Origin of the sequence: Pseudorhodoplanes sp. (assembly GCF_035565855.1) — a bacterium.
GTDB lineage: Bacteria > Pseudomonadota > Alphaproteobacteria > Rhizobiales > Xanthobacteraceae > Pseudorhodoplanes.
The window spans coordinates 1-12,994 of sequence record NZ_DATMRX010000079.1; the positions used below are offsets into that span (position 1 = coordinate 1).

Here is a 12,994-nt window from a genome sequence, read left to right on the forward strand (position 1 = left end):
CGCCCGCGCCGCCGGGATCGAAGGCGGCGCGGCTACAACCGGGCGGAAACCCGGCTGCAGCGCGGCGCCCGCCGCCATTCCGGCGACAAACACGAGGCCGATCAGCACAATCCCGGCCGGTCCGGACACTTGTCTGGTGAAGGAACATGGTCCTATAGGACCACTTTCCGCTCCGATTCGCAATCTCAATCTGAGGTTGTATTCATTCGTCCCTCGGATACCTGCGAACAGCGGCGCAGTGACGCTGCGATCTTGAAGGAACCTTTACCCATTCCCATCCTTTGTCGCGACCGGATCAGCGCGCGGCTCGCGCGGCCGGTTGGAGGACGACGATGAACTATTTCAAGACAGCCATGTTGCTGGCGGGGCTGACCGCCCTGTTCATGGGTGTCGGTTATCTGATCGGCGGCGCCGGCGGCGCGATGGTCGCGCTGGTGGTGGCGGCCGGCATGAACATCTTCACCTACTGGAATTCGGACAAGATGGTCCTGTCCATGGCCGGCGCGCAGGAGGTCGACGCGCGCACGGCGCCGGATCTCTACAACATGGTCGCCGAGCTCGCGGCGCGCGCCCAGTTGCCGATGCCCAAGGTCTATCTGATGAACGAGGCGCAGCCGAATGCGTTCGCCACCGGCCGCAATCCGGAAAATGCGGCGGTCGCGGTGACGACCGGTCTGCTCGAGCGGCTGACCCGCGAGGAAGTCGCGGGCGTGGTCGCGCACGAGCTCGCGCATATCAAGAACCACGACACGCTGATCATGACGATTACCGCGACCATCGCGGGTGCGATCTCCATGCTCGCGCAATTCGGCATGTTCTTCGGCGGCAATCGCGACAGCAATTCGGGCGGCGGCCTCGGCCTCATCGGCACGCTGGCCATGGTGATCCTGGCACCGATCGCGGCGATGCTGGTGCAGATGGCGATCAGCCGCACCCGCGAATATTCCGCCGACCGGATGGGCGCCCAGATCTGCGGTCAGCCGATCTGGCTCGCTGCGGCGCTCGCGAAAATCGCGAACGCGGCGCATGCGATCCCGAACGAGCGCGCCGAACGCGATCCTGCGCTCGCGCATATGTTCATCATCAACCCGCTGTCGGGCGAGCGGATGGACAATCTGTTCTCGACCCATCCGGCAACCGAGAACCGGATCGCGGCCCTGCAGCAATTGGCGCGTGAGATGGGCCAGGGCGGCTTCGGCGGCGGCTATGCCGAAGCGCCGCGCCGGGCTGGCAGCGTGCCGTCTTCGGGGCCCTGGGGCGGCGCGGGCGGCACCGGTCCCCGGCCCGGCGGACCCTGGGGCCGCTAGCCACGTCACAAACCTGACGCTCATCCTCGCCCGCGCGCACCCTGCGCCGGGGCGAGGATGACAAAACGCCAGACCTCAATCATCTCAGGCCGTTAACGGCCATTCCGGCGGGCGCGTGCCTCGCGTCTGCCGCAATTCGCCCATGAGATGGCTGCGCGATCCGGGGGGACGCAGAATCAGTCATTGAGACGAATTGACCGCGCAGGACGAAGCCGCTCGGTTTCGGAATCTCGACGTCCGGTGCTAGGTCAGGATTCGTCGTTCGGACGGCTGTGGCGAAGAGGGGGAACCTGGAACGGCAATGGCGGGGGTTACGGTCGGTGAGCGGACAAGGCTGTCCCTGATCTTGATGCGCCGCGGGCTGCGTCGGGCCAGCGGCCGCGTCAACAATCTGCCGCTGATGCCGTGGCGCCTGATCCCGCGCAAAACCGATCGCCTCTTGATGGCGCCGCAGGATCTGCGGACCGCAGACGGCACACGCGCCAGCGAGATCTATGCCGGGCGTTTTGCGTTCGCGGGCAAGGTGGTGATTTGCGACGGCCGCTCGCCGTTCGAACTCAATCCGCCGTCGGAAGAATGGGCCGTCGAGCTCGCCAGCTTCGGATGGCTGCGCCATTTGCGCGCCGCCGATTCGGCCATCACCCGCGCCAATGCGCGCGCGCTCGTGGATGAGTGGATTTCCCTGCAAGGCCGCTGGCATCCGCTGGCGTGGCGATCAGACGTGCTGTCGCGACGGGTGATAGCCTGGATCAGCCAGTCGCCGCTGATCCTGCAGGACGTCGAGGCATCATTTTATCGCCGCTTCATGCGCAGCCTGACGAAGCAGGTGCGCTTCCTGCGCCTCAATGCATCGGAAGCGCGCGACGGCGCGCCGCGGCTGCAGGTCACGATCGCGCTGACCTACGCGACGCTGTGCATGGCGAGCCAGGAGCGGCACATCCGCGCCGTGACCAAGCGGCTCGCCGAGGAACTCAACGAGCAGATCCTGCCGGATGGCGGGCATATCAGCCGCAACCCCGGCACGATCATCGAATTGCTGCTGGATCTCCTGCCGCTCAAGCAGGCCTTTGCCAGCCGCAATCTGCCGCCGCCGCCGGAGCTTCTCAACGCCATCGACCGCATGATGCCGATGCTGCGCTTCTTCCGGCACGACGACGGCAACTTCGCGCTGTTCAATGGCATGGGGCCGACCGCCCCCGACGTCATCGCGACCATCCTCGCCTATGACGACGTGCGCGGCGAACCGGTCTCGAACGCGCCGCATTCCGGTTATCAGCGGCTCAAGGTCGACAATCTGCTGGTGCTGATGGATACCGGCGCGCCGCCGCCGGTCCGCGTCAGCCAGGAGGCGCATGCCGGATGCCTTGCCCTGGAATTCTGTGCCGGCGGCCAGCGCATCGTAACGAATTGCGGCGTACCCGCCATCAACAAGGAAAGCTGGCGCCAGGTCGCCCGGGCAACGCCTGCGCATTCGACGGTGTCATTCAACAACGCATCGTCCTGCCGATTCCGCGAGGAAGGCGCGTTTCGCGAGCTGATCGGCGTTCCGATCATCGATGGCCCGTCGCGGGTTTCGGTACAACGCAGTGAACACGGCGATTCGCTGGTCTTGCGGGCCACGCATGACGGCTATAGCCGGTTCGGCATCATCCATCAGCGCGCGGTGATGCTGACGGCGGGCGGCAACAAGCTCGAAGGCGAAGACGTATTCATGCCCACCCACGGCGAGATGCTGCCGCTCGGTGCGCTGGACGAATTCGCGGTGCGCTTCCATCTCCACCCGGCCGTGAAGGCCAGCCGGCGCTCCGACGGGCACGGCGCGATCCTGGTTCTGCCGAACAAGGATGTGTGGAGCTTCGACAGCCACGAGGACCGCGTCGAGATCGAGGAGAGCGTCTATCTCGGCGGTTCGGAGGGTCCGCGGCGGACCGTGCAGCTTGTGATCTACGGTCACGCGCGACAGGTGCCCCGGGTGCACTGGACCTTCTCCCATACGCCCCGCCAGCCGGCCCCTCGCAAGAGCGCCGACGCCGCCAAGCGGCGCAAGGACGAACCGGAATTGCCGCTCTGACCTGTGGTCTTCCCCCGGGTATCGACGGCCGCGCATAGCTCAAGGCCGGCCGGCGGGGGTCCATTTCCGCGAAGGCTTCCTGTAGAAGACCCGCTCCCCGGCCCTCCCCCTTTGGGGGTGAGGGAGCTTACAGTGCGGGCGGCGCTGCCCGCGCTCACGCGAGAGACCTCGAATGCCCTCCTCCCCGCGCCGCATCGAACGCGCTTTGATTTCCGTTTCCGACAAGACCGGCCTGATCGACCTTGCCCGCGCGCTCGATGCCGCAGGCGTCGAAATCGTCTCCACCGGCGGAACCGCGAAGGCGATCGCCGATTCCGGGATCGCGGTGGTCGACGTGTCGCAGCTGACCGGCTTCCCGGAAATGATGGACGGCCGGGTCAAGACGCTGCACCCGAAGGTGCATGGCGGACTGCTTGCGATCCGCGACAATGCCGAACATGCCGGCGCGATGAAGAGCCACGGCATCAAGCCGATCGACCTTCTGGTGGTCAGCCTCTATCCATTCGAAGCGACGGTGGCGAAGGGCGCGAGCTTCGACGACTGCATCGAGAATATCGATATCGGCGGACCTGCGATGATCCGGGCCGCGGCGAAGAACCACAACGACGTCGCCGTGATCGTCGATGCCGATGACTATGCGCCGCTGATCGATGCGCTGAAAGCTGGCGGCACGACGCTCGACTTCCGCAAGAGGCTCGCCGCCAAGGCCTATGCGCGGACCGCGGCCTACGACGCCGCGATCTCCAACTGGTTCGCCGCGCAGCTTGCCGATGCGACGCCGACGTACCGTGCCTTCGGCGGCAGGCTCGCCGAGGCCCTGCGCTATGGCGAGAATCCGCACCAGACGGCGGCGTTCTATCGCACCCCGGAACAGCGCTTCGGCGTTGCCACGGCGCGGCAGGTGCAGGGCAAGCAGCTGTCCTACAACAACATCAACGACACCGACGCGGCCTACGAATGCGTCGCTGAATTCGATCCGGCGCGCAGCGCGGCCTGTGTGATCGTCAAGCACGCCAATCCCTGCGGTGTCGCCGAAGGCGAGACGCTGGCGGACGCCTATCGCAAGGCGCTCGCTTGCGATTCGACCTCCGCCTTCGGCGGGATCGTCGCGTTGAACCGCACGCTCGATGCGGACGCCGCGCGCCTCATCACCGAGATTTTCACCGAGGTGATCGTCGTGCCGGATGCCACGGAAGAGGCCGTCGCGATCGTCGGCGCGAAGAAGAATCTGCGGCTGCTGCTTGCCGGCGGCCTGCCCGATCCACGAGCGAAGGGGATGCTGGTGAAGTCGGTGGCCGGCGGCCTCCTGGTACAGAGCCGCGACAACGCGGTCGCCGATGACATGACGCTGAAGCCGGTGACGAAACGCGCGCCGACGGACGCCGAGATGCGCGACCTGATCTTCGCCTTCCGCGTGGCCAAGCACGTCAAGTCGAACACCATCGTTTACGCGAAGGATCGCGCCACGGTCGGCATCGGCGCGGGACAGATGAGCCGCATCGATTCGGCGCGGATCGCCGCGCGCAAGGCGCAGGATGCGGCGAAGGAACTCGGGCTCAGAGAACCGCTGACCAAAGGCTCGGTGGTCGCGTCGGATGCCTTCTTCCCGTTCGCCGACGGATTGCTCGTTGCGATCGAAGCCGGCGCGACCGCGGTGATCCAGCCCGGCGGCTCGATGCGCGACGACGAGGTGATCAAGGCTGCCGACGACGCCGGCATCGCCATGGTATTCACCGGTACGCGGCATTTCCGGCATTGACGTCCTTCCCTTTCCCCGCAGGCGGGGAGAGGGAAACATGTAAACCGTCGTGGGTTGGAGTCTTCGATTGGCGTCTGCGGCCTACCGCCGCGCGAGATCGCCGAGCAAACTCGCCGCCACCGACAGCTTCGACAGCGTCAGCCCGGTATCCGCGATCTCGTGCATCGCGGTGCGGATCCTTTCGACCTCGGTTGCGCGCGGCTTGACCCAGGCCTCCATCGCCTCGACGCCGGCACCACCCCGCAAGACGTCCGTGGTGAGGAGACGCGCAGCAGCGGCAAGCTGATCGCGCGCGCGGTCGAGCGCCAGCCGGTCGAAATAATCGACCGCCGTAATCTCGCGCGCGTCGTTCGCAATGCGCTCGAGCCGGAAATAACGCACGACGGCGAGGAAGGAGCGCGCCACATCGCGCACCGAGCTGCCGGATTTGTCGGCCACCAGCACGATGTCGGGCGCCACCGTCAGCGCCGGCAGACTGGCGATGTGCTTCGCCAGCGGTTCCGGCACGCCGGACTTCGTAAGTTCATCGGCCCGCGCATTGCGCGTGATCGCCGCGTCGTCGGTCAGCGCCGCGTCGAGCGCCTGCGCCACTTCCTCGATGCCGCTGCGATAGTGATCCACGATACCCATCAGACCCTGATCGAGGTCGACATTACGGATGAACCAGACCATGCGGTCCATCAGGAGGCGCTTCACGGCGGCATACAGATCGAGCTGCAGCGCGCCGTCGATCTTGTTGTCCAGCGCATCGATCTCGGCATTCAGTTCGACCATGCCATAGCTGTCGCGCACCGCCGCAAAGGCGCGCGCGATGCGGTCGGCGGTCGCGCCGGTTTCGTCGGACATGCGCGCGACGAGCGACGGGCCGCCGCGATTGATGATCGAGTTGGTGAGATACGTCGCGATGATCTCGCGGCGCAGCCGGTGATGTTCGAGCGCTTCGGGATAGCGGCGCGACAGCTCCGCCGGAAAATACCGAATCAGCTCCTTGCCGAGATACGGATCGTCCGGCACCGAGGTTTCGATCAGGTCGCTGTACAACGTCAGCTTTGCATAGGCGAGCAGCACCGCCAGCTCCGGCCGCGTCAGCGCCTGGCCGCGGCGGCGGCGCTCGGTGATCTCGATGTCGTCGGGCAGGAATTCCACCACGCGATCGAGGAGGCCGCGCGCTTCAAGCGTCTGCATCAGCCGCTGGCGTGAGGCGAGATCCTCCGTGCCGTTGCGCTCGGCGAGCGAGATCGCGAGCGTCTGCAGGTAATTGTTGCGAAGGACCAGCGCCGCCACCTCGTCCGTCATCTCGAACAACAGCTTGTTGCGATCTTCGAGCGACAGCGCGCCGCTCCGCACCAGGCCGCCGAGCGCGATCTTGATATTGACCTCGAGGTCGGAGGTGTTGACGCCGGCCGAATTGTCGATCGCGTCGGTGTTGAGACGCACTCCGTTCTGCGCCGCCTCGATGCGGCCGCGCTGCGTCATGCCGAGATTGGCGCCCTCGCCGATCACCTTGCAATTGAGGCTTTCGCCGGTGACGCGGATCGCGTCGTTGGCGCGATCGCCGACCTGCTCGTCGGTTTCGTCGGCAGCGCGCACATAGGTACCGATGCCGCCGAAGAACAGAAGATCGGCCTCGCATTTGAGGATGGCGCTCATCAGCTGGACCGGCGTCACCTTGTCCGCCGTCAGGTTCAGAAGCGTCTTCATCTCCTGCGTCAGCGGGATCTCCTTCAGCGAGCGCGAAAAGACGCCGCCGCCCTTCGAAATCAGAGACTTGTCGTAATCCTGCCAGCTCGACCGCGGCAGTTCGAACAGCCGCTTGCGCTCGGCAAAGCTTTTCTCCGGATCGGGATCGGGATCGATGAAGATGTCGCGGTGATCGAAGGCCGCCACCAGCTTGATGGTCTTTTCGCGCAGCATGCCGTTGCCGAATACGTCGCCCGACATGTCGCCGACGCCGACCACCGTGAACGGCGTCACGCCGATGTTGATATCCATTTCGCGGAAATGCCGCTTCACCGCCTCCCACGCGCCGCGCGCGGTGATGCCCATCTTCTTGTGATCGTAGCCGGCCGATCCGCCCGAGGCGAAGGCATCGCCGAGCCAGAAATTGCGAGAAACCGAGATGTCGTTGGCGGTGTCGGAGAAGGTGGCCGTGCCCTTGTCGGCGGCCACCACGAGATAGGGATCGTCGGAATCGTGACGCACCACATTGGCGGGGGGCATCACTTCGCCATCGGCCGACAGATTGTCGGTGACATCGAGCAGCGCATCGATGAACAGCTTGTAGGCGGCGATGCCTTCGGCCGCGATCGCATCGCGTCCGCCGCCGATCGGCAGGTGCTTGGGCACAAATCCGCCCTTGGCGCCAACCGGCACGATCACCGCGTTCTTGACCTGCTGCGCCTTCACGAGACCGAGAATCTCGGTGCGGAAGTCCTGCGGACGGTCCGACCAGCGGATACCGCCACGCGCAACCTTGCCGAAACGCAGATGCACGCCTTCGACGCGCGGCGAATAAACGAAAATTTCGTAGAGCGGGCGCGGCGCCGGCAGCGTGGTCAGCTTGCCGCTTTCATATTTGATCGCAATTACCGCCTTCGGATGGCCGTCGTCACCGATCTGGAAGAAGTTGGTGCGGATCGCCGACTGCACCGCGTTGACGAAGTGACGAAGGATGCGATCTTCGTCCAGCGAGGGAACCTTCTCCAGCGCGGCTTCGATTGCGGCAACGATCTCGGCCTGCTTCGCCGTGCGACCAGCCTCGGCCAGTTCGCGCGGATCGAAGCGCGCGTGAAACAGCGCAACGATCTGCGACGCGATCTGCGGATGGGCACGCAGCGTGTTCCACATATAGTCCTGCGAGAAGGGCAACCGCACCTGCCGCAGAAAGCGGGAGATCGAGCGGATCAGGACGATGTCGCGCCACTGCAGCCCGGCTTTCAGGACGAGCGCGTTATAGCCGTCGTTCTCGGCGATGCCGCGCATCACCATCAGGAAGCAGGCTTCGAGCGCGACCTGCAGCTTTTCGACATCGATCGGCGCTCCATCCGCGCTCTCGAGCGACATGTCGTGCATCCAGACATGCGTGCCCGCCGGCGTTCCGGGCCTGATCTCGTAGGTTCGTTCGGCGACGACCTTGAACCCCATGTTTTCCAGCATCGGCACGCGGCTGGAGAGCGGAATGGCACCGCCATAGCTCCACACCTTGAGGCCGATCACCCGCCCGTCGCCTTCATGCCGCTCATGGAAATCGACGCTGAGCGGCCGTTCCGCGCTGAGGCTCTCGATGGTGCGGATATTGTCGAGTGCGGTCTCGGGCGAGTAGCGATCGCGGAAGCTCGCGCTGAAAGCCTTGCGGTAGCGCTCGAACAGATGCCGCGCACGGCTGGGCTCCTGCGTGCGAGCAAGCTCTTCGCCGAGCGCATCCACCCAGGTACGCACGATCGCCGAAACGCCGCTTTCCAGCGTAGCCCGGTCCGGCTCATCGATGCGATCCGCCGAGCGCGCGATGATGAAATGCGCGCGCATCATCGGCCCTTCCGGGAAGAACAGGTTGAGGCCGCTGATGTGACCCTTGTAGCGTTCGGCGAGCAATTCGCCCACCGCCTCGACCACATCGTTCGAAGAACGCCTCCGCGGCAGATAAACGAGGATCGACATGAAGCGGTCGAAGCGATCGCGGCGCGGTAGCACGCGGACGCGCGGACGCTCCTCGAGCTGCAGGATCAACATCGCGAATTGGTAGAGGAGGTCGTCGTCGATCCGGAACAGATCGTCACGCGGATAGGTCTCGAGCGCATTGACAAGCGCCTTGCCGGAATGCCCCGACGGCGAGAAGCGCGCGCGCTTGAGCAGCGCCTCGACCTTGCGGCGCAGATAGGGAATCGAGCGGGTCGAACGCGTATAGGCGGTGGAGGTGAACAGGCCGACGACGCGCAGCTCGCCCGACACATTGCCGTTGGCGTCGAACCGTTTCACGCTCACCATGTCCATGAACACGCGGCGATGCACGCGTGAACGCAGGCTGGCCTTGGTGATCAGCAACGCCGTCGGCTCGCTGTAATAAGTCTGAAGCCCCCGGATGATGACTTCCTGTCCCGACCGGCCCCTTAATTCCTGCACATCGGCCCGACGCAGCACGCCGAGCCCGGAGCCCTGCACGAGGTGCGGCTCGCGATCCGGCCCGACGCGATATTCGCGAAGTCCGAGAAAGGTGAAATTCTCGGCGACCAGCCATTCGAGAAAGTCGACCGCCTCCTTCTGTTCGGCTTCCGGCACCGGCGGCGGATTGGTCTTCATGTTGGCGATGAGTTCGCCGACGCGTCCGAGCATCGGCCGCCAGTCCTGCACCGCGACCGCGACATCGGCGAGAACCTGCTCGATCGAGACGATCAGCGTGTTCTGGGAGGCAACGTCCATCAGGCGATCGATATGGACGTGGATGAAACTTTCCCGCCGAGCCTCCTCGCTCGCCGCCTCTTCCGCGGAGACCTGTTCGATATGTCCGGTGTGGTTCCGCGCCACCGCCAGAATCGGATGCACCACGAGTTTCACGCGTGCGTGACGCGCGGTGAGCTCGGCCATCACCGAATCGACCAGGAACGGCATGTCGTCGTTGATGATCTCGAGCACCGAGACCGAATTGCTTTCCGCGACCGGCGCGGGGGAGGCCGGCGCATAGATGCGGATTTTCGGGATGCCTGGCTTGCGCTCCGACAGAAAGGCATAGGCCTGCGCCGCGAAGGCGGCGATTTCCTCGGGGGTATAAACCGCGAGATCCTCGGCCGAAGCGCGCGCGAACAGCAGCGCGGCGAACCCATCCGGAACCTTTGCCTGCTGGTCCCGCAGGATTTCCGACGCCCGCGCAATAAGGGCCCCCACAGGTCCTTCACCTGCGGCCGGAACCGGCTTCTGGATATTCATCGATCAGGCCTCCTGAAGCGGAGAGTGTCCTCCACACGACGGGCTTCGTCGAGGTCTTGCCGCCCACGTCCGGTGATTCTCAAGCCGTGCATCATACCGGGCTGCTTCTGCTGCATTGCAACATGCAAGCTTTGGATTTCGTCCCGGTGCTGCGAAGGATACGCTCGGGAAAGATCGGTGACGGAGCAGAGCGCGTGGCAAGACCATCGAAGAAACCAGTGCGGAGATCCTCGCGGGCCGCCGCAGCGAGAAGCGAAAGCAAAGCATCGCGTCGTGACACATCCGTGACGGCATTCAAGCCGACACCACCGAGTGCCGCCGCCGCGGACGACATCACCTTCGTCGCCTTGTCGCTGCCGGAGCCCGTTCTGAACGAGAGCATGCAGGCCTATTTCGACAAATGCATGGAGAAGCTCGGCTTTATTCCGAACGTGCTGAAGGCCTACGCCTTCGACATGAAGAAACTCGAAGCCTTCGTCGCCATGTACAACGATCTGATGCTCGGCCCCTCGGGCCTGAGCAAGCTCGAGCGCGAGATGATCGCGGTCGCGGTGTCGTCGCAGAATCGCTGCTATTACTGCCTCGTCGCGCATGGCTCGGCGGTGCGGCAGCTTTCCGGCGATCCGGCGCTCGGCGAATTGATGGTGATGAATTATCGCGCGGCACGGCTTTCGAAGCGCCAGCGTGCAATGCTCGATTTCGCGGTCAAGCTGACCAACGAGCCCTGGGCGGTTGAGGATCACGATCGCGACAGCCTGCGGCGCGCAGGCTTTTCCGACCGGGACATCTGGGATATTGCCGCAATTGCCGGCTTCTACAACATGTCCAACCGGGTCGCGACCGCGACCGACATGCGGCCGAACAGCGTTTATCACGGCATGGCGCGGTGATCTTTTCTCTTCCCTCCCCTGAAAGGGGGGTCGCTCGCGCATAGCGCGAGTCGGGTGGGGTCCGGCCATGTTTGCTAGTAAGACCCCCACTGACTGCCCTCGCTGTGCGATGGCAGTCGACCTCCCCCTTTCAGGGGGAGCCATAAACCACCAGATTGCTTCGCAATGCTTCGATCGATTGTCTTCGCCTGCCTTCTGACATTCGCCTCCCCCGCGCTCGCGCAGGAAGGTCCGGTCCATGACAAGCCGCTGTCCGAAGCGCCGCGCCCGCAGGCCGTCATCGCGAAGAACGGAATGGTGGTCGCGCAGGAGGCCCTCGCCGCGCAGATCGGAGTCGACATCCTGAAGGCCGGCGGCAACGCGGTGGACGCTGCGGTCGCGACCGGCTTTGCGATGGCGGTGACCTATCCGCGGGCCGGCAATATCGGCGGTGGCGGCTTCATGGTGATCTGGCTGGCCAAGCCGAAGAAGGCGATCGCCATCGATTATCGCGAGACGGCGCCGGCAAGGATCGACAAGGACAGCTTCCTAGACGATGCCGGCAATGCCGATCCGCAGAAGTCACTGGCCTCGGGCCTCGGCATCGGGGTGCCCGGCACGGTGGCGGGCCTTGCGCTTGCGCACAAGAAATACGGCTCGGGCAAGTTCACGCTCGCACAGTTGCTCGAGCCCGCGATCAAGCTCGCGCGCGAGGGCTTCACCGTGACCGGCGACCTCGCCGACACTTTCGTCGCCGCAAAGCCGCTGTTCGAACGCTGGCCGTCTTCGGTGAAGGTGATGCTGAAACCGGATGGCTCGTCATACGGCGAAGGCGATCGCCTCGTGCAGACCGATCTCGCCAACACGCTCGCGGCGATCGCGAAGGACGGACCGCGCGCGTTCTACGAGGGCGAGATCGCCGAGAAGATCGCAGCCGCAGTGCGCGACGCCGGCGGCGTGATGACGGCGGAGGATTTCAAGGCTTACCGGGTCAAGGAGCGCAAGCCGGTCACCGGCAAGTATCGGGGCCATACCATCGTCTCGATGCCGCCGCCCTCGTCCGGCGGCACGCATCTGATCGAGATGCTGAACATGCTCGAGGCCTACGACCTGAAAAAGACCGGCCCCTCGAGCGCCGAGACCGCGCATCTGATGATCGAGGCGATGCGACGCGCCTATGCCGACCGCGCGGTCTATCTCGCCGATCCCGACTTCGTGCGCGTGCCGGTGCACGGGCTCATTTCGAAAAGCTATGCGCGCACCATCAGCAAGAATATCGGAGAGCGCGCGACGCCATCGTCGGAGATCCGCAACGGGGATCCGGTGGCGGCCGAAGGCGACAACACCACGCATTTCTCCGTCGTCGATCGCTTCGGCAATGCGGTCGCCAACACCTACACGCTGAACCTGAGCTACGGCAACGGGCTGATCGCGGACGGCACCGGCGTTCTGCTCAACAACGAACTCGACGATTTCGCCGCCAAGCCCGGCGTGCCCAACGCCTTCGGCCTTGTTGGCGCGACCGCCAACGCGCCGGCGCCGCGCAAGCGTCCGCTGTCGTCGATGACACCGACCATCGTTCTGAAGGACGGCAAGCCGTATCTCGTCACCGGATCGCCGGGCGGCAGCCGCATCATCACCACCGTGCTGCAGATCATCGTCAACGTGCTGGATCACGGCATGGACGTCGCCGATGCGGTTGCCGCGCCGCGCATCCATCATCAATGGCTGCCGGACGCCGTGTTCGCGGAAAAGACCTATCCGGAGACTGTGCTGAAGGGATTGGAAGAGCGCGGCCATCGCTTCGCGACGCGGGTGCCGAATACGTCCGCCAACTCCATCCTGATCACAAAGGACGGCTTCGCCGGCGCCGCGGACACGCGCACACGCGGCGCCGCAGCGGTCGGGTATTGAGCCTGATCCTGGCCTAGTGCTTGGGCCGCTTCATGCCGAGCAACTTTTCGGCCTCGGCCTGGATTGCAGCATCGCTCGGCAGCGAGCCAACCACGCGCTCGACTTCATGGCTGCACGTGGCACATTTGAATTGCTGACGTTCGCCCTCCGCAAC

At 64.9% G+C, this 12,994-nt stretch carries 6 protein-coding genes; 5 read left to right on the forward strand and 1 reads right to left on the reverse strand.

The window, feature by feature from the left end; genetic code table 11:
• The first annotated feature begins 332 nt into the window (after positions 1-332).
• From htpX to purH, 3 genes are all read left to right on the forward strand, one after another.
• A complete protein-coding gene (htpX, locus tag VN004_RS04395) occupies positions 333-1,307 on the forward strand; it encodes a zinc metalloprotease HtpX (RefSeq protein WP_325607400.1) in 975 nt (324 codons plus the stop codon).
• A gap of 301 nt (positions 1,308-1,608) precedes the next feature.
• A complete protein-coding gene (locus VN004_RS04400) occupies positions 1,609-3,378 on the forward strand; it encodes a heparinase II/III family protein (RefSeq protein ID WP_325607402.1) in 1,770 nt (589 codons plus the stop codon).
• 172 nt (positions 3,379-3,550) lie between these two features.
• Entirely contained in the window at positions 3,551-5,137 is a 1,587-nt protein-coding gene (gene purH, locus VN004_RS04405; protein WP_325607404.1) for a bifunctional phosphoribosylaminoimidazolecarboxamide formyltransferase/IMP cyclohydrolase, read from the forward strand.
• An 81-nt stretch (positions 5,138-5,218) separates the two neighbouring features.
• Here purH and VN004_RS04410 read toward each other — a convergent pair whose 3' ends face one another.
• Entirely contained in the window at positions 5,219-10,057 is a 4,839-nt protein-coding gene (locus tag VN004_RS04410) for an NAD-glutamate dehydrogenase (RefSeq protein WP_325607406.1), read from the reverse strand.
• A gap of 380 nt (positions 10,058-10,437) precedes the next feature.
• On the opposite strand from VN004_RS04410, the gene VN004_RS04415 reads away from it, so the two are divergent.
• On the forward strand, positions 10,438-10,947 hold the full coding sequence (locus tag VN004_RS04415) for a peroxidase-related enzyme (RefSeq protein WP_325607408.1): 510 nt from the start codon (positions 10,438-10,440) through the stop codon (positions 10,945-10,947).
• A 165-nt stretch (positions 10,948-11,112) separates the two neighbouring features.
• Positions 11,113-12,840 (forward strand): gamma-glutamyltransferase, encoded by a 1,728-nt coding sequence (gene ggt / locus VN004_RS04420; protein ID WP_414710226.1) that lies wholly within the window; start codon positions 11,113-11,115, stop codon positions 12,838-12,840.
• Positions 12,841-12,994: the final 154 nt, after the last annotated feature.

Bases quoted from the DNA above. Each gene is read 5' to 3' on its own strand.
- VN004_RS04400 (WP_325607402.1), top strand. From the start codon at position 1,609: ATGGCGGGGGTTACGGTCGGTGAGCGGACAAGGCTGTCCCTGATCTTG.
- ggt (WP_414710226.1), top strand. From the start codon at position 11,113: ATGCTTCGATCGATTGTCTTCGCCTGCCTTCTGACATTCGCCTCCCCC.
- htpX (WP_325607400.1), top strand. From the start codon at position 333: ATGAACTATTTCAAGACAGCCATGTTGCTGGCGGGGCTGACCGCCCTG.
- VN004_RS04410 (WP_325607406.1), bottom strand. From the start codon at position 10,057: ATGAATATCCAGAAGCCGGTTCCGGCCGCAGGTGAAGGACCTGTGGGG.
- VN004_RS04415 (WP_325607408.1), top strand. From the start codon at position 10,438: ATGCAGGCCTATTTCGACAAATGCATGGAGAAGCTCGGCTTTATTCCG.
- purH (WP_325607404.1), top strand. From the start codon at position 3,551: ATGCCCTCCTCCCCGCGCCGCATCGAACGCGCTTTGATTTCCGTTTCC.